This window comes from Sedimentibacter sp., assembly GCF_032080165.1.
Taxonomy (GTDB): domain Bacteria; phylum Bacillota; class Clostridia; order Tissierellales; family Sedimentibacteraceae; genus Sedimentibacter.
In genome coordinates this window covers 144,539-165,480 of sequence record NZ_DAMASY010000007.1, presented here as the reverse complement: position 1 = coordinate 165,480, position 20,942 = coordinate 144,539, and the positions used below count along the sequence as shown (strand labels likewise).

The window sequence follows — 20,942 nt, the reverse complement described above, 5'->3', positions numbered from 1 at the left end:
ATTATCTCATCTTATTATTTTGCTGTAAATGTACCGGCAGGTTTGACGCTTACGACGCGAGTGTAGATGATAAATAGAATTAGTTCTTTCCGGAGTTGATTGATTTCAGTAAAAAAAGTGGTATAATCAAAGTAAGCGTCAAATACGCCCACCCCAAATACCACTTTTAAATATATAATTTTTAGCTCAGCATCTTTTGCTGAGCTTTTATAAAATATCGTCAAATTTTAATTCTTTAAGTGCTTTTTTCATAATTTTACGTAGCTTATCTTCTGGATCATCATGGTGTATATCAAATGCTTTTTGAAACAAATAATAATTAATCATATCTGCGTAAACCTCATCCTCACGGCACATTGCATCATATTTTTCAATAAAATTATGCATGAAATCTAACGTAAAATTCCAATAGTCGCCGCCATTTACAAATTCTTCAGCCATGCCAACAATAAAATCTATATTAGGAGTCTTTTTTCTTCTCATTTTTAAATGCCTAAGGAAGTAGTTTTGGTGTATTTTTAAATATGTATGTATTCAAAAGGATCTATCTTGTTAATTTTTGCCGTTTCCACAATGCTCATGGATAATTCACTTGAATCTGCACCTTTTGGTGTATTTGAAAACAAAAAGTTCTTTCTGCTTACCACAAAGCTTTTTGCCAGATGTTCCGCATTGTTGTTGCTAATAATTATGTAACCTCATAATAAAAGTGCGTATATAAAAAAGTAAAAATTTATATACCTAAAAACATTTAATTACTTTAACTTCGATGCAAGTCTACATACAAGCTCATTCGCTCCATTGTAATAACTATCAGGAAGTTTAACAATTTTATGTCTTTCTCTAGTTGTATTCGGTCCGACATATATATCTATAACATTCTCATAAAGGGGAAATCTTTGTGCTGTTTCATAATATGCTTCGCTTATTCTTTCAGTTTTTAATAAGCTCCACCATCCCAGTGTGAATGTGCCAGACAACTCAAACGGCCCATATCCGTTCCCCTGTCCTTGAGTTAGGTAATTCCATCTGTAAATGCCGTTTCTTCCATCCATGAAATTTGTTGTTCTATATCCATTGAATTCTTCGTTGGGCTTAACCAACACATTTTCGTAGAATTGTTTTTCAAGATTAGTTCTTATATCAATAAAATAATCCATTTTATCAATATCTCCGGCTGATTCGTAAGCGCCTATAAAACTGTTTATCCATAGAGGAAACCTATGGCTGTGTGATGAATCACTTGCAATTCCTTCTACAGGCATTGGCATAATATCATCAGACTTTTTATCATTGCCGGCATATGTATAATCCGGATGCTCTTTTTTTACACCGGGTTGGAAAACCCAGTTTCCGCCTTCTGTTATAACACTTTCTTTGCAGAATACTTCATATGCATAACCAACTATTTCTTTTTTATAATCAATTTTATTAATATATGAATCGTTTACAGAATTCTCATAATTATATAAATTAGCCCCAATTGCAAGAACAAAAAAATCCTCGTCAATTATTGCTCTATAGTAACTTCTGTTAACATCCCGGTTATCCAGCTTCCACCGAATCCGCTCCTTTATTCCTCCCTCAAACGAATCCCTATTCCATTGCCACGCAGGTTCCCTTTCCCACATACTGTATATTTCTTCGTTGATTATATGCACCAAACCATCAGGTATCAGATGCTCGCTCTTACTTTCTTCGCACAGAACAACAAATTGGCTTGCCAGGTACAGATAATGGAGCCTGTCCAGCCTTTCTTCTACTATATCTTGTTGGTTATAAGTATATACTTTAACAAATCTCTCAAAGTGATCTGAAAACTGATTTTTCCAATTTTCCTGATTATAAGTAAAGGCAGCATGCATTGGTATCATAAGATAATGACCAGCATCATAAGCATATAAGTTTATCCACAAATCATCCTTCAAATAATCTTCGAACGTATTTTCCCATAATTCTATATCACCATCATCTATAGAACTTCTATCAATACTCAAGCTGCGGTTTTCTTTGTCAATTTCTTCGACTATAACAAAACCTTGATTTTCGTGATAATCAACACTAACATTAAGCATTTCCTCAAAAAAACTACTTGGTGCATAGCTTCTGTTTCCTTTGATTTCAAGCAGACAGTTAGTAGGAGTCACATAATCTTCATTGTAATAATTGCTATCCATTTGAAGAAATATGTTCTCATTATCTTTTTGCAATCTTACCTCTTTACCCTCCTGCCAAGTTACGTCAAATCCCAATATTTCTCCTATTTTTCTCAAAGGAAGCATCATTGTCTTCGATTCATTCACATATGGTGCAGAATCAGAAACATCCAATATATTTCCGTTAAAACTAATTTTAATTTGTTCACTTAATACGTCAGCTCCAGATGCATAAACCGAACTTGAATTATTAAAAATTAAAATAAACGAAATAATTATTGCTAAATAAACATAATACTTCTTTTTCATTTTGATGTATGTCTCCAATATTTTTTAGTAAATTGCATATAAAGCATAATCTTAAATATAGGTATTTTTAATCTTCAAATTACTTACATATACGCCTATCATAAGCAATAATTTTAATACGTAAGTCATTAAAATACCAATGCAAAAACCTTTCAAGCCATATAAATTATAAAATAGTATTGTAAAAATAATATATACTACAATTTCTGTAACGCTTAGTACCATCTGCCAGTTTACATTATTAAATCTTAGGATTATGGGATTTATCACCGAACATACAGCTCCAATAATGGCAGTGGCTGTAGTGATATTCACTAACTCAAGAGATTCAATTGCCCAATCAGGATATAAAAGAAGCAGTAATGGCTTACTCACGACTATGCACACATAGTATCCTACTATTCCAACCACACCTGCAAAAGAAAGTATTTTTAAAAAATTTCTTAGATTTATTTCCTTTATATTAGGCAAATAACTTAAAAATACACTGCTGATTGGGGTTATTCCCATAGAAATAATTTTACCTAATATCGTAGATGAATAATAAACAGATACCGCCGCAGGTCCCAGTAAAGGATATATAATCAACTTGTCAGCATATGTAACAAATGATTTTAAAAATGTTGAAAAAAACAGAACAGCACTTTTATACGTAGTACTTTTAAACAAACGAGTAACTGCATATTTTTCGTTAATTAAATTAGAATTTTTTATAATATATATTAAGCTAACAAGATATCCGCATAAATAAATCAATTGCCAATATCCGATAATATTAAAAATTAAAAATCCTGCAAAATATCCAATCATCAAGAAAATATTGTTAAGTAGAATCGCTTTATAATTCAGGCTTATCCTGAAAGCAACTATTAAATACTCACGACCAAGATTTAAGGCCGAAACAATTATGCTTAACAAAATACTCGCATACGAAAACGACCCTTCATAGTATACTGTTCCGACTATCATAATGATTGTATTTACTACCAATCCAACAATCAATAAAATATTAAAATCGCCTTCCACATCATTCTCTATATATTCATTATTTTGCAGAAGTCTTATATTATTGAGAACATTTCCATACGGATGACCTATCAGATTGAACAAACTGACCATTGTTATCATCAGTCCGTATTCGGCATTTCCCAATTTTTCCGCAACAGCAGGATATATTAGTAATTGAATAAGTACAATAGGCACAGCTGTTGCAGCTATATTTAAAATCATATCAAATATTATTTTTCTTTTCATCTTGCTCCTTTATTCCTATTAATTTTGATTTAGTTATGATATTTAATATTAGCCCTAAAAAAATCCAAAATTTAATATCAACTAAATATGAACTGCTTATAAATAGATGTACAAAGCCTAAACTAAACCATATTATAATCATATCATATTTCTCATTATCTTTTATCATAAGTGCCCTGATGATTAATAGAAATAAAATAAAAATAAGTATCAAGCCCACAAACACTCCAAAGTCTAACAACAATTCCAAAAATATATTATGAGAATAACTACCTGTTATAACTCTATCACCTGCTAACCCTAACCCCAAAATAGGATTAGTATATATTGCAGAAAGTATGCTATAATATATATTTTCTCTGCCACTTAGATGAACTCCAGATTCTAAAAATAAATGTATACTTCTGCTATTGATGCCTTTTTCGATTAAAAAACCATTTAACGAAATAAGTATATTCCTATAGTTAATTAATAAAATAGTTATTAAAGCAACAATTAGAGTATATTGAAATATATTTTTTCTATTTAGAATCTTTTTCTTTTTAAAGAACTTTAAAACAATAAAAATTATTGCACATAAAATTGGACCTCTTGCTCCTAAAGTAAGAATTATAATAACTAAAATCAAAAAACTAAAAAAATATTTTAACGTAAATTTATCCATAAGTTGATCTAAATATATGACCGCTGGAATCAATATATAATATGATAAGGTCATACTATATGAACCAACAGATGCTTTCCCTAAAAATACCATTACAGCTATAATTATACCAAATACAGTCATTACATTACTTGATTTTTTCATGATTCGACCAAAAACATTTAAATTATAAATACTGTAACAAAAAATAAATGATGGCAAGCAAGTGAAAAAGAACGGAAATATCAATATTTCAATATACTCTCTATTTTCAGTGAAATTTAGATAATTTATTAAAAAAACAAGTGCTGCTGCCACATAAGTTAAAATTAATTTTAGATTGTTCCTCTTCAGTGCAACTGGTAACGCATAAATAAAAATAATACCAACAATTAATTTTGATATTATTTGAACCTTATTTCCTATATCTGTATCAATAATATCAAAGAAAACAAGAATAAAATATTGTAATATAAGTACAACAAAAGTTGACATCAGTGCAATACTTAGTTTTATATCACCTTTAATTCTTGCTTTTGATATTTCACAATTACTATTCATCATATCCTCTACAAATTATTCATCAAATTTAGTTAAACTAACAATATATGTTATTTAAATTTTTGACTACATCTTCCCATATATAATTATATTGCATCTCACTTAAATTATCTTCCTTTTCTGCAATTACATATCTATTTTTATTTATATGGTTTATTAAAAATTTAATTTTTTCAACATTTCCAACGTCAACAGAAAATCCAATAATGTTCTCAGTTACAATTTTTTCTAAAGCTGTATCCTTATTAACAATAATAGGAGTCTTTGTTATTATAGCTTCAAACAGTTTTATCGGATATGCATTTTTCCAATTTTCAATATGTTCATTATAAGCAGCATATAAAATATCTGTTCTTTTATACAATTCACAACTTTCGCTATAATGATATTTCCCTGTTATTTCAACGTTTTTATATTTATCTTCAACTTCTTTTAGCTTGAAATACGAAACTCCTGCACCATGTATCGATATATGTACATCTTCCATCTCTTTACATGCATTCATTAAATTCATTAATTCATCATATTGTCTGACTGCTCCAATATATGAAATTCTTAGTTTATCGTCTCGTATTTTTTCACAATTAATGTAATTTTCTCTCTCTGGATAATTAGGCAAAAAAATGAGCTTTTCTAAATTTGCCCTTTTCATCGAATATTTTTGTACATCATTTAAGTAAATAATAAAATCTGATTTATCATGCAAATAATTTACAATGTATCTGATAAATAATTTTATTTTCTGTTTTTTGCCTTGCCCTTCATAAAATTCATGCATATCAAAAATCATTTTACTTTTTTTATTTTTAATCAAACATCCAACAACTGCACCATCCAAATCATGACAATGTATATAATCATAGTCTTTATTCTTTAAATATTGTTTAACTTGCTTTTTAAAAGAAAAATAAGCACCAATTTGCTTCAGACCGGAACCATATTTTGAATAAGGATAAAATCTTTTTATATTTATCCCCTCAACATTTTCCGTTTCTCTTTCTAAATACTCATTTTCTCTATCCCAACACAAAATTTCAACTTGTATTCCTATGGAATTTAAGTATTTAGCTTCCTTATAAACTCTTGGATCAGGATCAAATCTATTTGTAAGTATCATTTTAACTTTTTTCATAAATAAAACACCCTTTACGCATTGTCATATGCTCTAAGTATGATTTCTAATGCTTTTTTACCTTCTTTTCCGCTTATATAAGGTTCTCTATTATCTCTAATTGCACCAATAAAATCTCTATACAGCGAAATATGTCCTTTTCCATACACACTATCAACTTCTGTATTTCCTTCTTCACTATCATAATCCCTTTCATCAGCAAACTGCCATGTTTGAATTTTATTCACCGCAAGTCCACCAATAACTACAGTTCCCTTTTCACCAAATATGCTTAAAGTTTCTTCAAGGTTTTGCGGATATACACAGGCACTTCCTTCCACAATACCGATTGAGCCATTTTTGAAACGAATGAGTATTGCTCCGAAGTCTTCCATTTCTATACTTCTCAAAAAAGTATCTCTCTCACAGGTTATTCTCTCAACTTCACTTCCCATCATCCATTGTAACAAATCTATATTGTGAATGCATTGGTTCATCAAAGTACCACCATCCAGAACTTTGGTTCCTCTCCAGGGTGCTTGATTGTAATAATTTTGGTCTCTTGTCCACAAAATTCTTGCAGTACCGTTTATTATTTTTCCGAAACGCTCTTCTTCAATAGCTCTTCTCAATTTTTGAATAGGAGGATTAAAACGGTTTTGATGACACACTCCAACCTTTAAGGTTTTCTCTTTGCCTAACTCAATAATCCTATCTGCATCTTCCAAAGATAAAGCCATTGGTTTTTCTATAAGCACATGTTTGCCATGATTTAAGCAATCAATGGCATGCTTTGCATGATAACCGCTCTCCGTACATATCACCACAACATCTATTTTTTCATCTTCAAGCATTTGAATATAATCAATATATACTTTTACATCGGCATTTGCAACATTATCTTCATACTGATTTTTTCTTTGAAATGCTTTGTCCTTTATAATATCACATACCGCAACCAAATTGCAATTATTTGAATTATATATCAAAGCATCTATATGATTTTTTGATATTCTTCCACAGCCTATTATTGCAAAATTCAGCATATTAATCACCTCTTTAAATTTTATAACATTTCATCCAGAACATTATTTTCATTTAATAAATATTTAGCTTCACATTTGTCACAATATATTTTTCTTTTTGACATTGTTAACCTTTCTCCACATTTGCATACATATCCAACTATTTTACCTGGGTTGCCTATTACTAAAGCATAATCAGGCACATTCTTTGTTACAACTGTTCCTGCTCCTATCATAGCATATCTGCCAATTTTATTTCCACAAATTATTGTAGCATTTGCTCCAATAGATGCACCTTTTTTTACAATTGTTTGTTTGAATTCAGATTTTCGCTCTATAAAACTTCTTGGGTTTAATACATTAGTAAATACACATGATGGACCGAGAAAAACATCATCTTCACAGACAACTCCAGTATATATGGAAATATTATTTTTTATTTTTACATTATTGCCTATAATTACACCACTTTCTATAAAAACATTTTGTCCGATATTACAGTTATTGCCTATAACAACATTATTCATAATATTACAAAATTGCCATATTCTTGTATTTGCACCAACCCTAGCATTTTTATCTACTAAGCTAGTGCTATGAACAAAACTATTATCTTTCATGTTTATCCCTCAAAGTCATTAATAAATTTTATCACTTGATCTTGTTCCAAATTTGTCAGTTCAGCAAACATAGGAATAGCTAATGATTTTTCTGAAATTTCTTCTGCATTAGGCATGTCTCCCAATTTATAGTTTAAATACTTAAACACTTCCTGCATATGAAGTGGTACAGGAAAATATATACCTGTTGTTATGCCATATGACTCAAGATACAATCTTAATTTATCTCTATGATTTGTTTTTATTACATAAACATAATATATATGTTTGTTATTTTTCCCCTTTAAAGGGCAAACAATATCTTGATTCTCTATTTTATCACTATAACAACCAGCTATGTGTATCCTTACTTCATTCCATTCATCTAAATATTTTAATTTAACTCTAAGTATCGCAGCCTGAATTTCATCCAGTCTGGAATTGTGACCAACTACATAATTAAAATACTTGGGTTGATTCCCATTGAAATCGGTATCATTCAAATCTTCTTTTATATTATTTAGAATATTGTAAGTATATTTGCCATCAAGTCCACTTCCATGTGCTCTGTAAGCTTTGCATATTTTTGCATAACTATCATTATTGGTAGTAATGATTCCTCCATCTCCTGCACAGCCCAAATTTTTGGTTGGGAAAAATGAAAAACAAGCAATATCACCTAAATTGCCCGCCCTTTTATTTTTATACTCCGCGCCTGCAGCTTGTGCAGCATCTTCTATGACCTTCAGATTATACTTTTTAGCGATAGCATTTATCTCATCCATATCCGCACATTGCCCATATAAATGTATCGGTATTATTGCTTTAGTTTTGTCTGTTATTTTTTCTTCAATTTTTGTATAGTCTAACACATATGTATCTTTAGTACAATCAACAAATACCGGAATAGCGCCAACCATTGCAATTGCTTCAGCAGTGGCAAAAAAACTCATAGCACAAGTGATTACCTCATCGCCAGATCTAACTCCAATTGCTTTTAATGCTATTATCAAAGCATCTGTTCCGTTGCCAACAGATATAGCATGTTTTACTCCCAAATATTCAGCAAATTCTTTTTCAAATTGTTTTACATTGTCCCCCATTATATACTTGCCTGATTTTAAGACTTGTAAAACTTCACTGTTTATTTCATTTTCTATATTATCATACTGTCTTTGTAAGTTCATTAAAGGTATTTTATTTTCCATGCTTCATCATCTCCTAAATTCCAACGGCATTATATTTAAATAGTTTATTCATTTCATCTTTCTTTTTTGCATATATGTTTCTGAGGTCAAAAAAATAATTATCAGACATATTATATTTAATCCTGTCTAAATCTAATCCCCTAAATTGAGCCCATTCAGTTATTATAACCATAGCATCCGCATCCTTTGAAACCTCATATTCATTTTCCATATATTTAATATTTTTCTCCAGATTTTTAAGCCTCCATTTAGATTCTGTCATTCCTTGAGGACAGTATGCCTGTATCTTTGCTCCAGCTTGGATCAATCCTGTTATAATATCAATAGAAGGAGCATCTCTCATATCATCCGTTTCAGGCTTAAATGACAATCCCAGAACTCCTATTATCTTATTTTCCAAACTTCCGTTATTGCCCATCGCTGATATAATCTTATTTAACATTTTCGTTTTTTGTTTTTCATTTGCATCTATAGCAGCTTGTATTATTTTCATTTCTTCGTTGTACTGTTTTGCTATATCTACAATCGCCTTTGTATCTTTCGGAAAACAACTTCCTCCATACCCCGGTCCGGCATGTAAAAATTTAGGCGATATTCTTCCATCCATTCCCATTGCACGTGCCACCTCTTGTACATCAGCACCAACCTTTTCTGTCAATAATGCCATTTCATTTATAAATGAAATTTTAACTGCTAAAAAAGCATTAGAAGCATATTTTATCATTTCTGCAGTTTCTATATTTGTATAAATAATAGGAGGCTGATTAATATTAAATAATCCATATACATCCCCCATTATTTTTCTTGCTTTTTCGGCTTCTGGCTCTGTTCCGATTACTATTCTGTCAGGATTCGAGCAATCCTTCATTGCCTTTCCTTCTCTCAAAAATTCAGGATTAGAAACAACATCAAAATCATAATTAACTTCTCTTTCTTTCAGTATCTCTCTCACAGTTGATTTGATTTTCTTTCCCGTTCCTACAGGAACTGTTGATTTTGTTACAATAACCTTATATTCATCCATATTCGATGCTATATCTTTCGCAGCTTGTAAAACATATTGCAAGTCCGCACTTCCATCTTCATTGGATGGTGTTCCAACGGCAATAAAAATAACTTCGCTTTTACGTACCATTTCAATGACATTTGTTGTAAACATAAGCCTTTTCAACTTAATATTTTTTTGCAATACTTCCTGCAATCCCGGCTCATATATTGGTGTTTCACCTTTGTTCAACATATCAATTTTTTCTTTTGAAACATCCATACATGTTACATTCATACCAAATTCAGATAGAATAACACCTTGTACTAATCCAACATATCCTGTACCTATTATACCTATTTGCATCTTAATTTACCTTCCTAATAGTATCTCTTATTACTTCTTCTAACTTATCAGTAAGTTTTTCAAAATCAAAATCTTGTGCTGCTTTTATTGAATTCTCTCTGTAAATGTCATATTCTTGCTTTGTCATATTATAAAATTTCAATATATTCGCTGCTATTTCTTCAACATCTCCATTTTTGATAGAGAAGCCACAATTGTATTTTTCAATTAGATCGTAATTCATTTTTATATTAGAAATTATTGGCTTGCCAGAAGCAAAATATTCAAACAATTTATTTTGGCTACCTCCATATTTGAACACGCTTACTTTATCATTATATATTAGTAAATTCAAATTCGATTTTCCTAATATATATGGAATATATTTTTTATTCACACTTCCCTTAAACACAATATTTTGTAAATGTTCTTCATTACATATTACTTCTAAATATTTTCTATCATCCCCATCCCCATATATAATAAACTTAATATCTTTAAAATCTTGTTTATTCATTAATCTTGCAACATTAACTATAGTTTCAATATTATTAAAAGCTCTTATTGACCCTGTGTATATTACTTTAAAAATACGTTCGTTATCAAAATCTATATCTTCAAAAGCTTCTGATACTTGTTTTTCCTTGAAGTTATATAAATCAACACCATTATTTATATGATAGACCTTTGACAAATCTATATCATCCCATCCTTTATCTAAAATATAATCTCTTCCTCCTTCCATGGTAAAGATTATGCTGTCAGCCTTTCTATAAATATAATGTTCAAACTTATATAAAATTTTAGTAATAAAATTCCTGTCAGTAATTTTATCCATTTCAACTAAAGTAAGCGGCCATAAATCTCTAACTTCACATATACAAGGCACGCCAAACTTTTTTGCAATCTTTATTCCTGCTACTAATGTTAGCGGATGCACACTTGAAGCTATAATTACATCTGGTTTTCCATTTTGGTCTCCATATTTTATTGATATAGAAAGTAATCCTTTGTAAAAGTCCACCATATTTTGGATGCGTTTTATACTATTTTTAATATAACTATGAGTTTTAATGAATACAAATTTTATTCCTTCAACTGATTGGATTAAATAATTATTTTGCCTCATGTTTATGCATTCTGATGAATTATGTCTTGTAGATGCACAGAAAATTGTTACATCATAGCCTCTGTCAATTAAATTTTTAGCAAACCAATAATGTCGCCCACCTTTATTGAAATACATATTTGTAGCATAATGGTTTATTATCCATATTTTCCTAGCGTGCATATGCATTTTCTCCTTATATAGTCCATGTAGTTAAATTAATTCTAATAACTCAAAATTTTTGCTTGTAATAATCTACAGTAATTTATTCAATAACATTGCAAGTGTATTTGATTGATCAATAATTGTGCTATAAGTTGTTTTATTTTATGTCTTGGAAACATCGTCTATAACATCTCCTGCATGCTTGCTTATTTCATCGTGAGCAACAAACTCAATCTTTTCACTTTTAAATACAACGACAAAAGTCTTTAAAATGATCTTTAAATCATTTAAAAATGTTATATTATCAACGTAATCTATATCATATTGTATTTTCTGCTCCCAGCTTAAACTATTACGCCCATTAACTTGCGCGAGTCCTGTTAATCCAGGCTTCGCTTTCAATCTTATTACTTGATTATCATCATACTTTTCGACTTGATATGATAGTGTTGGACGAGGACCTACTATTGACATATTCCCAATGAAAATATTGATTAATTGAGGTAATTCATCAATGCTAGTTTTTCTAAGTATATTCCCCACTTTAGTTATTCTGTCATAGTTTTCGATTCGTGACCCATCAGGATAAAAGCTGTCTTCGAAAGTCAGCATCGTCCTAAATTTAAAAATTTTAAATTCTTTGCCTTCTTTCCCAACTCTCTTTTGAGTAAATAGTGCCGATCCATTTGAATCGATTTTAATTAAAATAATGACTATAAGAAAAATTGGGGATAATAATATAAGACCTATTCCACTTGCAGTTACATCTATGAAACGTTTAAAAAATTGTTGATACATATTTATCGCTCCGTCTTTAATAAATTATTTAATGTTCCGGTCGAGGAAGGATTTCCTCTTTTGCTTTAATTTCTCCATGTTTTTTTCATACAAATAATTATAGTTATTTCTTTGAACACGAGTGATGTGTTCAAAGTGTTCTGATATAAAATCCAAAGCTTCTAAATAATCTAATCTCAAATAGTCTCTTTCATCAAAATCAATGCCATTTAATGCTTGGTTCAACATGCCCAGATTTTTATTGTAATAATACCTTTTATCGCCCAATACATCTTTTAGTACACTTACTATTGGAGTTTCAACTGATAAAGCCACTACTAATGCGTGGTATCTAGAGCTAATAACTAACTCTGCCTTTTTTATCAATTCAGTAGCATCTTCAATAGGTAAGTAGCCTATCGAATCAATATCAAAATAAGTATAATTGCTAAGTGTTGATTCAAAATATAAAGCTTGATCCATCCCCCCATGTTTAAGATTAAAGGGAAGAAATAATATACTTAAACCAAATTTTTGATGAATATTATGAGAAAACTTCTTAAATAATTGAATATTTTTCTTGATGAAATCTATAGGTAAAAATGTTTCCATAACTATATATCTCTCAAGTTTTATTGGTCTCCTAAGATCTTTATTAATTAATTTCTCATTTACAATAAAAAAATCATCTGGAATAAACTCAATTCTGTCTTTGTCAATACCTATTTGACTTGCCCACATTGGAGACAGTAGATTATCTCTTGAACCTATTACAGAATTTTTTAACGCATTAAAAGTACATCCGAAAAATTCAGCATCATCGGTAAACGGACCATAACTATTACCCGTAAAGACAACTCTCTTGTTAAGATTATTCGCAACTAATATCGGAGCAATAATCTTTAACAATCTCTCAATTCGATGTGGCATGCTCCACAAACTGTTGAAGTATCCTCCACCATTAACAACTAAAACATCAAGATCACTCATAACAGACGCAATTTCATCATAATTTAAGAGATTATGTAAAATATCTATTGGTGTTAGTATTCTAGTTTTGCTTTCTTCAGCGATATTAAATTTATCTTTGAATTTCACATCTACTATATTGATGTTGAAATTAGATAAATAATCTTTTTTTATAGTATTCAGGAATGGCGAATCATAAGAAAATAAAACTATATCACTTATTTCCAAATCATATATGTTGTTTACAACCATAGCATAATCACCAAAATTGACATCTGCAAAAGGTCCTGTAAATCCAATTTTCCTTTTTTCTATCATCTTAGACACCTCTAATATAGAATCATAAATAGCTTTTTATCTCTTCTATCGACTTAATTCTAAAATCTTCTTCTATGGATTGATAGTAGGTTTTCGAGGAGTGTACATAATCCTGTCTCATAATTCTGAACGTTTTAATAGGATAAATAGTTCTGATGTGAAAATCTTTCTCTGGATTATCTCCTACATAAATCATCTCATCAAAATTAACTTCTAATTTCTCTCTAATAAGTTCAAAAGCCTTAGGATGTGGCTTCCAATAATCTCGTCCAAGTTCATCCGTTACAATTATTTCATCAAAGTATTCATCTGCTCGAACGGTTTTTAGTTTCTGACGTTGTGCTATAGCATATCCATCAGTAATAATACCAACTTTAATTCCTAATCTCTTCAACTCCGAAATACAAGGTAAAACGTCATCATATAAATGAATGTCTGGTAAATGTCCTCTGTACTCGTTAACTAAATCAAGTATCATTTCTTTAGAATACTCAATTTGATATTTATCATAAAGTCTATTAAATACATTCTGATGACTAACTCTAAAGATACTCATTAAATCAACAAATACTTGATTTTTGTCAACACCGAATCTCTTCTCAACAATCGCAGCAATATGACGGTATCCACTTTTTATATATTCTTTTTCAGAAATTAATGTGTCGTCTAAATCGAAAATTACTGCCTTTACCATTGGATAATCTCCATGTTTCCATCTACACATATGCTATTATCAAATCTAAAGAACATAATATTATCTCGATAATTTTCGTTATATTCTATCTTTTCTCCCCTTAACAAACGATATAGATTTTCACAAGAGTCTGCACCACTTTGAATACTCATTGGTGCACCGCCACCAAATCTAGGATTGATCTCAATATATTTAATACCTTTATTTGTTTTCATTAGTTGTACTGTAATATGACCGATAGGCTTTAATATCTTAACAAGCCTTTTTATATCTTCAATAATTTCATTATCTTTAACAATCTTTCCCTTAGAGATTTCACCGCTTCGTGTTGCCATTCTTAGTCTTGGAACAACGGTGATTAAATCCCCATTAAAATCTAAAAAAACATCAACTGTAAATTCTTTTCCTTCCATGAAGTCCTGAACTATAGGCTCCTTTATTAAGAATCTGTAGGTATTCAATTCTTCTAAATTGTTTACTTTGAAAGTATTGATACTTGAACTTCCTGACTTTGGTTTAATAAATAATGGGAATTGTATATTTTTAGAATCTAATTCTTCCTCAGAGTACATCTTAGGAATTTTAAACCCGTTTTCTTCAAGAAACTTTTGCGTATTGATTTTATCTCTGCAAATAGACACCGCTTCAGTACTAGATATTAACACAACAGCGCCAGATTCAGATTCTATTCTTTCTCTCTCTTCAGACAAGAGTAACAAGTCAGTATCAATTGTAGGAACAACTAACTTAACATCCTCTTTCTTACAAACATTAATAATCTCATCTATATAGTTAGGCTCATTAATACTAGGTAAAATCACTTTTTTATCTGCAAAATAAATAGCTGGTGCAGTCTCAGAACAATCTCCAGCTAAAACATTGCTCTTAATATTCAATCTCTTGGCCGCTTTTTGGAAGCTTTGTACTAACTCTACTCTTCTACCTGCACTTAATATTAAAATATTAATTTCTCTCATATTACGTCCACTGCCCTTTTATTATTTTTACTATTCTCTCAAGATCTTCATCTGCCATCTTCGTATCAGATGGCAAGCACACACCATTCGCAAACAGCTTCTCACTAACATTGCCACCGACATGATCATACTTAGCAAAGAATGGCTGCATGTGCATAGGCTTCCATACAGGTCTTGACTCGATATTCTCTTTCTCTAGTGCTTCCATAACATTTAAAGGTCTAACTTTCCCTTTTAATGTCATTACACTTAACCAGTAATTCGGCTCATTCCAGTCGTTGATCGGCATGAAATCTACACCCTCTAATTGACCTAATTCCTTCTTATAAAATTCAAATATATATTTCTTTTTAGCTACTCTCTGGTCTAACACCTTGAGCTGCCCTCTACCAATCCCAGCAACTACATTACTCATCCGGTAATTGAAACCTAATTCGCTATGCTGGTAGTGCCTCGCTGCATCTCTTGATTGAGTAGACCAGAACCTAACTTTCTTAATCTTCTCTTCATCATCAGAAACAAGCATGCCGCCACCTGAAGTAGTGATAATCTTATTTCCGTTATATGAGAACACACCAAACTTACCATAGGTTCCAGTATGTCTTCCTTTATAATAAGTGCCCAAAGACTCAGCTGCATCCTCGATGACAGTTACATCATATCTATTGCAAATCTCCATAATCTTATCCATATCAGCAGACAGACCATATAAATGTACAACTAAAACAGCCTTTACCTTGTTACCATAATTCTTGAAGGCTGTCTCTAATGCCTTTGGATCCATATTCCACGTTTCATAATCACTGTCGATAAATACAGGAGTTGCATTCTGATAGATAATCGGATTGGCTGTAGCAGAAAAAGTGAGAGTGGAACAGAACACGATATCGTCTTCGCCAACACCTATTGCCTTCAACGCCATATGAATTGCTGCTGTTCCGGATGATAGAGCAGCTGCATGTTTTGCTCCTACTTTATTGGATAGCTCATTCTCAAATCCATCTACATTAGCCCCTAACGGAGCAATCCAATTAGTTTCAAAAGCTTCATTAATATACTGCATTTCATATCCTTCATCACTCATGTGTGGTGAAGATAAATAAATCTTTTTATTCATAGTTTATCCCTTTCAATGAGATCCCTCGCTTTGCTCGGGATGACAATAAAATTATGAGATTCTTCGCCTACGACTCAGAATGACATCTTGTAAATTTTTTCATCTCAGTTTGGGTGACCGATTAAGCAATTAATTGCCTCTGATTTCTCGTTAGTTGTTCTTTTATATGTCGGTACTAATTTTTCTATTAAAAATATTATTCTGTCAACATCTAAATCATGTGCTGCTTGTTCTAATTCCTTAATTAATTCAAATAGTTCTTGTTCATCAAATTTTGTAGGTCGTTCTATGAAAATTTTATCTATATCAGTTTTAATTTGATTTTCATTATTAGTTATTAGTAATTCTTCATATAGTTTTTCTCCCGGTCTAAGTCCGGTGTATTCTATTTTTATGTCGACTTCCGGTTCTAACCCAGAAAGCTTGATTAAGTTGTATGCCAAGTCTTTTATTTTAACCGGCTCTCCCATATCTAAAACGAATATTTCTCCGCCCTTTGCCATAGATGAAGATCTAAGAACAAGTTGGACAGCTTCAGGTATAGTCATGAAATAACGGGTTATTTCTTCATGAGTGACGGTAATAGGTCCACCTGCTTTAATTTGTTGTTTAAATAATGGAATTACAGAACCGTTACTACCCAATACATTGCCAAATCGTACAGCTACATAATCAGTTTCACTGTGTTTGTTAAATGATTGAATTATCATCTCGGCAATTCTTTTAGTTGCTCCCATAACATTAGTAGGATTAACCGCCTTATCAGTAGATATAAGAACAAATTTCTCGACATTATATTCATCAGATGTCTGAGCAACATTATAGGTTCCAATAACATTGTTTTTTATTGCTTCTTCAGGATTTTTTTCCATTAACGGAACATGCTTATGTGCTGCTGCATGAAATACTATGTCAATATTTTTTGATTCAAATATTTTATCTAATTTATTCTTATCCCTAACAGAGGCAATTTCAACCTCTATATCTAAGACATCTCCATATGCTCTTATTAATTCTTGCTGTATATCATATGCATTATTTTCATATATATCGAGAATAATTAATTTTTTAGGTAAATATGATGATATTTGCCTGCATAATTCTGAGCCTATAGAACCTCCGCCTCCTGTAACAAGAACAGTTTTATTATTAATATATTTCTTAGTTAATTCACAGTCTAAGTTTATAGGTTCCCTACCTAGCAAATCATCTACCTGCACATCTCTGATTTTAGCCATTACATCCATGTCATTTGTAAGCAGGCTGTATACTTCAGGTAATATTTTTAATTTACATTTTGTAGTTGAACATATATCCAAAATACGCTTTTTGTTTTCTTTATCTATTGAAGGAATTGATAGTATTATTTCTTCAATTTTATATTTTTTTACCATCAAAGGTATGTTTTCTGTTAAAGATACAATAGGAACTGAGTTAATACTCCTGCCTACCTTGGTTTCATCATCATCAACTATACATCTTACTATATAATTATTAGGATTATTTCTGTCTATTTCATTTAATATAGCTGACGTAGCCTGTCCCGCACCAACTATCATTATATTTGTATAATGACTTAATTTCTTTGTATTCTTATCTCCAAGTATCAAAATTGCCCTGTAGACAATTCTTACTGCCATGGTGCAAAAGCTTGATACAGGAAATACTACAGGATATACATAGTATCTGACAGGTATTCTAAATAATATAGTCACTGCAAAAAACAGAATGTTCCCAACAACAGACGCTTTAAGACATTGAAATATATCTTCTATACCTGCATACCTCCACATATTTTTATATACACCCATTACTATAAAAGCACCTATATAAATTGACGTAAAAATTAGAAACTGCTCTTTGAAAAAATCTATTTTTATTGGATGTATACCACTTACAACATATGGCATTAAGTATGATAATACTGCTATGCAAGTATCAATAAGCACAAGTATTAATTTGCGATATTTATTTAATATATTGTATAAATCTTTATATATTCTTGCCATTTTAGCCTCAATTCTTATTTATGCTTCAGTACTTTTACTCTGCAATCTTATATTTATACTTATACCTATACCAAGTACTATCCAAAATAATGGTGATACGGATACAATATGGTCATTAAACATTGCAGCAACTAAGTATCCTATTATACTAACAAAGCATGCTGCTCCGATAATTTTATCTAATGAATCAAATATTGTTTTGCTATACCATATTAAACTGTTAATAATATATATTCCCCATATAACTATTAATGCTATCAAGGAAATAAATCCGGTATTTACAGCTATTTGCATATACATATTGTGTGGTTTGTCAATTACTAAATTCGCATTTGAACCGTTTCTTAGCTTAGCTACAAAGTCATCTTGGGGAAATGCTATTGGATAGTTATCTGCTCCTGCACCTTTTATTATAAACGTTTTAAGCAACGGAATTGTTCTACTCCATATATATCCTCTGCCGGACATAAATCTTTCTAATCCATCTAACGGTTCAAATCTGTCTGCTACCATGGGGTCTACTATTCTTCCACCTGAACCTAATATTTTTATTCCATCTTGAGCAAAGTAAAAATTAATATTTCCCCATCCCCAGTGAGTTGTTAAAGTTAGTCCAGGATAATTTTTTGAGATTGTAAAATTATTAATTTCCCAATAATCATCTTTATCATTTATTCGATTTATTTTAATTTTGTTTCCAGTTTGTGTTATAGATAATTCATTATAATCTTTATCCGAAAAATATAGTTTATCTTCTTCTATTTTCAAATTTAAAATTTGTCTGTTGGTTTTTATAGAAATAGAATCTTTCCCCAATTCTATGTTTTCAAACTTAAAGTCTGTTTCATTTTTTTCTTTAATTTTATTTATTTGTTCAACAATATTAAAAGTTTTCAATCTACTATATAATGCTCCATCAGAAACAACATTTAATCCAACTAACATTACCACCATTACAGCAAGTAGTCCAATTGATACTTTCCAATGTTTCTTTATAACCTTCCTGAACAACCACAAAGCAAATATACTTGCTACTGCAACGCCAAGATACCCAGCTCTCGAATTACAACCTATCCAAACAAATAACATCAGCAATACAGCTATCCCTGAAATAATTCTCTGTTTTTTAGTATTTGCCCCCAACAGAAATGCAACTGATAACGGCAGCATCAATGTAGCAAAACTGCCTACGAAGTTTGTATTAAACAATGTACCGTATATTGTTTTAGGTCCGAAGGAAAATGATAGATCTTCTACAACTAAGTTTCCCGGTATGATTAGAGATTTACCTATTTCTGTTTGGAAGAAATCAAAACCAAAATATTGTCCTACACCTATAATTCCTTCTATTATCATCAAAAACAAAAAGGCATTGACAAACAAATTTACATCTCTTTTGTTGTTAACAAAGTTTATTGTTAAGAATGTTAAAAGTACATAGCTTAGCAGTACAAACATACCTTGGTACATATCAACAAAACCCCATAGAGCTGTCGGTTTGTCTATTGCAAACATGGTTGATATTATCACGAATAGTGCGTAGATACCGAGAGGTATATAGTATTGCTTTAGGTTTTTTAAGGGCAGTTTTTTTTGTAAATAAAGTATTATATAAAATAAAAGTGCGATCGTTGTTAAAGCAACTACCCACCATGATTTCCAGTAGCTGAAGAAATCCAGGTACTGGCGCTGACCTGTCCAATATAATGCTTGAGTTGTACCTGTAAGATCAACGTATTTTGCGTATACTATTAAAGGTACAAAGCCTGCTATTAATAATAGTGGTAAGAAATAAAAAACTGACAATTTTTTATTTTCATAATCTATGGTAATTACATTTTTTGTTTTGCTTTCTATGTTTTGTTTTTTGATTTTCACAGTAATACCCCGCATATGGTCTTTATTTGTCGTATAATATTGTAACACCTTATACCGTATGTTGCAATGCTTTTTGTGAAAGTTTATATTTGCAATAACTGTAAGTTGTTACTATTCACAGTTACCCAACAATTTGTCAGCCTGAGCGTAAGCGAAGGATATCATCTTTTGAAATTCTGAGATTTTCCACCTTCGGTTCAGAATGACACGGTCGGCGGCTATTATATCTGAGTTTACCATCCAAATATACTTACAGCTCCAAAGCTTAAAGTCATTATGAATATTGATGCAACGAGATTTCCGATTACAATTGTGGGAAAGGCGTACTTAAATCTCAAGTCGAGCAGTGAGGCAATAAGGCTTCCGGTCCATACTCCCGTACCGGGCAGTGGGATTGCAACAAAAATAAACAGTCCCCAGTATCCGTACTTCTTGACATTGCCGCTTTTGTTCAAGGATTTGTGTATGAGCTTATGTATGATTTTTTTGAAGGTCACTGTTTCCTTTAAATAATTAAAAATGGGTCTTATTGTAAATAAAATTATCGGTACCGGAAGGATGCTTCCCAAAAAAGCAAGTATGGTAGCATGGATGGGTGACATACCCAAGGCTATCCCTACCGGTATTGCTCCCTTTACCTCCACTATGGGAAGTGCTGCGGTAAATATTACTTTAAATTCGTTTAGTATAAGCATTTATGTCTCCATTCTCTACTGCGTTCAGAATGACAGAGC

Annotated in this window: 19 protein-coding genes; all 19 read right to left on the bottom strand. The window is 31.1% G+C overall.

Annotation, left to right across the window (positions count from 1 at the left end):
- Window positions 1-207 precede the first annotated feature (207 nt).
- On the bottom strand, window positions 208-483 hold the full coding sequence (locus RT412_RS11495) for a hypothetical protein (RefSeq protein ID WP_313346629.1): 276 nt from the start codon (window positions 481-483) through the stop codon (window positions 208-210).
- 35 nt (window positions 484-518) lie between these two features.
- The gene (locus RT412_RS17180) at window positions 519-686 is read right to left on the bottom strand and encodes a transposase (protein ID WP_398439355.1); all 168 of its coding nucleotides are present in this window, start codon (window positions 684-686) and stop codon (window positions 519-521) included.
- 69 nt (window positions 687-755) lie between these two features.
- A complete protein-coding gene (locus tag RT412_RS11490; protein WP_313346631.1) occupies window positions 756-2,465 on the bottom strand; it encodes a stalk domain-containing protein in 1,710 nt (569 codons plus the stop codon).
- Between the two features lie 51 nt (window positions 2,466-2,516).
- A complete protein-coding gene (locus tag RT412_RS11485) occupies window positions 2,517-3,719 on the bottom strand; it encodes a hypothetical protein (protein WP_313346633.1) in 1,203 nt (400 codons plus the stop codon).
- The gene (locus RT412_RS11480; RefSeq protein WP_313346635.1) at window positions 3,697-4,923 is read right to left on the bottom strand and encodes an O-antigen ligase family protein; all 1,227 of its coding nucleotides are present in this window, start codon (window positions 4,921-4,923) and stop codon (window positions 3,697-3,699) included. The genes RT412_RS11485 and RT412_RS11480 overlap by 23 nt, the downstream gene beginning before the upstream one ends.
- A gap of 37 nt (window positions 4,924-4,960) precedes the next feature.
- On the bottom strand, window positions 4,961-6,055 hold the full coding sequence (locus tag RT412_RS11475) for a glycosyltransferase (protein ID WP_313346638.1): 1,095 nt from the start codon (window positions 6,053-6,055) through the stop codon (window positions 4,961-4,963).
- 14 nt (window positions 6,056-6,069) lie between these two features.
- Window positions 6,070-7,086 (bottom strand): Gfo/Idh/MocA family oxidoreductase, encoded by a 1,017-nt coding sequence (locus RT412_RS11470; RefSeq protein WP_313346721.1) that lies wholly within the window; start codon window positions 7,084-7,086, stop codon window positions 6,070-6,072.
- A gap of 14 nt (window positions 7,087-7,100) precedes the next feature.
- Window positions 7,101-7,679: an acyltransferase gene (locus RT412_RS11465; RefSeq protein WP_313346640.1), complete on the bottom strand. Its 579-nt coding sequence runs from the start codon at window positions 7,677-7,679 to the stop codon at window positions 7,101-7,103.
- 2 nt (window positions 7,680-7,681) lie between these two features.
- Entirely contained in the window at window positions 7,682-8,866 is a 1,185-nt protein-coding gene (locus RT412_RS11460; RefSeq protein WP_313346643.1) for a DegT/DnrJ/EryC1/StrS family aminotransferase, read from the bottom strand.
- A gap of 13 nt (window positions 8,867-8,879) precedes the next feature.
- The gene (locus RT412_RS11455; RefSeq protein ID WP_313346646.1) at window positions 8,880-10,217 is read right to left on the bottom strand and encodes a UDP-glucose/GDP-mannose dehydrogenase family protein; all 1,338 of its coding nucleotides are present in this window, start codon (window positions 10,215-10,217) and stop codon (window positions 8,880-8,882) included.
- Window position 10,218: 1 nt separating this feature from the next.
- Window positions 10,219-11,487, bottom strand: coding sequence for a glycosyltransferase family 4 protein (locus RT412_RS11450; protein ID WP_313346649.1), 1,269 nt, complete (start codon window positions 11,485-11,487; stop codon window positions 10,219-10,221).
- Window positions 11,488-11,631: 144 nt separating this feature from the next.
- On the bottom strand, window positions 11,632-12,267 hold the full coding sequence (locus RT412_RS11445; RefSeq protein ID WP_313346652.1) for a sugar transferase: 636 nt from the start codon (window positions 12,265-12,267) through the stop codon (window positions 11,632-11,634).
- Window positions 12,268-12,291: 24 nt separating this feature from the next.
- Entirely contained in the window at window positions 12,292-13,533 is a 1,242-nt protein-coding gene (locus RT412_RS11440) for a polysaccharide pyruvyl transferase family protein (protein WP_313346655.1), read from the bottom strand.
- 22 nt (window positions 13,534-13,555) lie between these two features.
- Window positions 13,556-14,227: an HAD-IA family hydrolase gene (locus RT412_RS11435; RefSeq protein WP_313346658.1), complete on the bottom strand. Its 672-nt coding sequence runs from the start codon at window positions 14,225-14,227 to the stop codon at window positions 13,556-13,558.
- Complete coding sequence (locus tag RT412_RS11430; RefSeq protein ID WP_313346661.1) at window positions 14,221-15,204, bottom strand: ATP-grasp domain-containing protein; 984 nt, start codon at window positions 15,202-15,204, stop codon at window positions 14,221-14,223. The genes RT412_RS11435 and RT412_RS11430 overlap by 7 nt, the downstream gene beginning before the upstream one ends.
- 1 nt (window position 15,205) lies before the next feature.
- Window positions 15,206-16,321 carry a DegT/DnrJ/EryC1/StrS family aminotransferase gene (locus RT412_RS11425; protein WP_313346664.1) on the bottom strand — a complete coding sequence of 372 codons (1,116 nt, stop codon included), beginning with the start codon at window positions 16,319-16,321 and terminating at the stop codon, window positions 15,206-15,208.
- 104 nt (window positions 16,322-16,425) lie between these two features.
- Window positions 16,426-18,330, bottom strand: coding sequence for a nucleoside-diphosphate sugar epimerase/dehydratase (locus RT412_RS11420; RefSeq protein WP_313346666.1), 1,905 nt, complete (start codon window positions 18,328-18,330; stop codon window positions 16,426-16,428).
- Window positions 18,331-18,348: 18 nt separating this feature from the next.
- Window positions 18,349-20,208 (bottom strand): O-antigen ligase family protein, encoded by a 1,860-nt coding sequence (locus RT412_RS11415; protein WP_313346669.1) that lies wholly within the window; start codon window positions 20,206-20,208, stop codon window positions 18,349-18,351.
- Between the two features lie 233 nt (window positions 20,209-20,441).
- Complete coding sequence (locus RT412_RS11410; protein WP_313346672.1) at window positions 20,442-20,903, bottom strand: small multi-drug export protein; 462 nt, start codon at window positions 20,901-20,903, stop codon at window positions 20,442-20,444.
- Between the last annotated feature and the right edge of the window lie 39 nt (window positions 20,904-20,942).

What these genes read in the sequence shown, in the direction of transcription:
- RT412_RS11495 (WP_313346629.1), bottom strand. Translation starts at nt 483, where the DNA reads ATGAGAAGAAAAAAGACTCCTAATATAGATTTTATTGTTGGCATGGCT.
- RT412_RS11490 (WP_313346631.1), bottom strand. Translation starts at nt 2,465, where the DNA reads ATGAAAAAGAAGTATTATGTTTATTTAGCAATAATTATTTCGTTTATT.
- RT412_RS11485 (WP_313346633.1), bottom strand. Translation starts at nt 3,719, where the DNA reads ATGAAAAGAAAAATAATATTTGATATGATTTTAAATATAGCTGCAACA.
- RT412_RS11480 (WP_313346635.1), bottom strand. Translation starts at nt 4,923, where the DNA reads ATGAATAGTAATTGTGAAATATCAAAAGCAAGAATTAAAGGTGATATA.
- RT412_RS11475 (WP_313346638.1), bottom strand. Translation starts at nt 6,055, where the DNA reads ATGAAAAAAGTTAAAATGATACTTACAAATAGATTTGATCCTGATCCA.
- RT412_RS11465 (WP_313346640.1), bottom strand. Translation starts at nt 7,679, where the DNA reads ATGAAAGATAATAGTTTTGTTCATAGCACTAGCTTAGTAGATAAAAAT.
- RT412_RS11460 (WP_313346643.1), bottom strand. Translation starts at nt 8,866, where the DNA reads ATGGAAAATAAAATACCTTTAATGAACTTACAAAGACAGTATGATAAT.
- RT412_RS11455 (WP_313346646.1), bottom strand. Translation starts at nt 10,217, where the DNA reads ATGCAAATAGGTATAATAGGTACAGGATATGTTGGATTAGTACAAGGT.
- RT412_RS11450 (WP_313346649.1), bottom strand. Translation starts at nt 11,487, where the DNA reads ATGCACGCTAGGAAAATATGGATAATAAACCATTATGCTACAAATATG.
- RT412_RS11445 (WP_313346652.1), bottom strand. Translation starts at nt 12,267, where the DNA reads ATGTATCAACAATTTTTTAAACGTTTCATAGATGTAACTGCAAGTGGA.
- RT412_RS11440 (WP_313346655.1), bottom strand. Translation starts at nt 13,533, where the DNA reads ATGATAGAAAAAAGGAAAATTGGATTTACAGGACCTTTTGCAGATGTC.
- RT412_RS11435 (WP_313346658.1), bottom strand. Translation starts at nt 14,227, where the DNA reads ATGGTAAAGGCAGTAATTTTCGATTTAGACGACACATTAATTTCTGAA.
- RT412_RS11430 (WP_313346661.1), bottom strand. Translation starts at nt 15,204, where the DNA reads ATGAGAGAAATTAATATTTTAATATTAAGTGCAGGTAGAAGAGTAGAG.
- RT412_RS11425 (WP_313346664.1), bottom strand. Translation starts at nt 16,321, where the DNA reads ATGAATAAAAAGATTTATTTATCTTCACCACACATGAGTGATGAAGGA.
- RT412_RS11420 (WP_313346666.1), bottom strand. Translation starts at nt 18,330, where the DNA reads ATGGCAAGAATATATAAAGATTTATACAATATATTAAATAAATATCGC.
- RT412_RS11410 (WP_313346672.1), bottom strand. Translation starts at nt 20,903, where the DNA reads ATGCTTATACTAAACGAATTTAAAGTAATATTTACCGCAGCACTTCCC.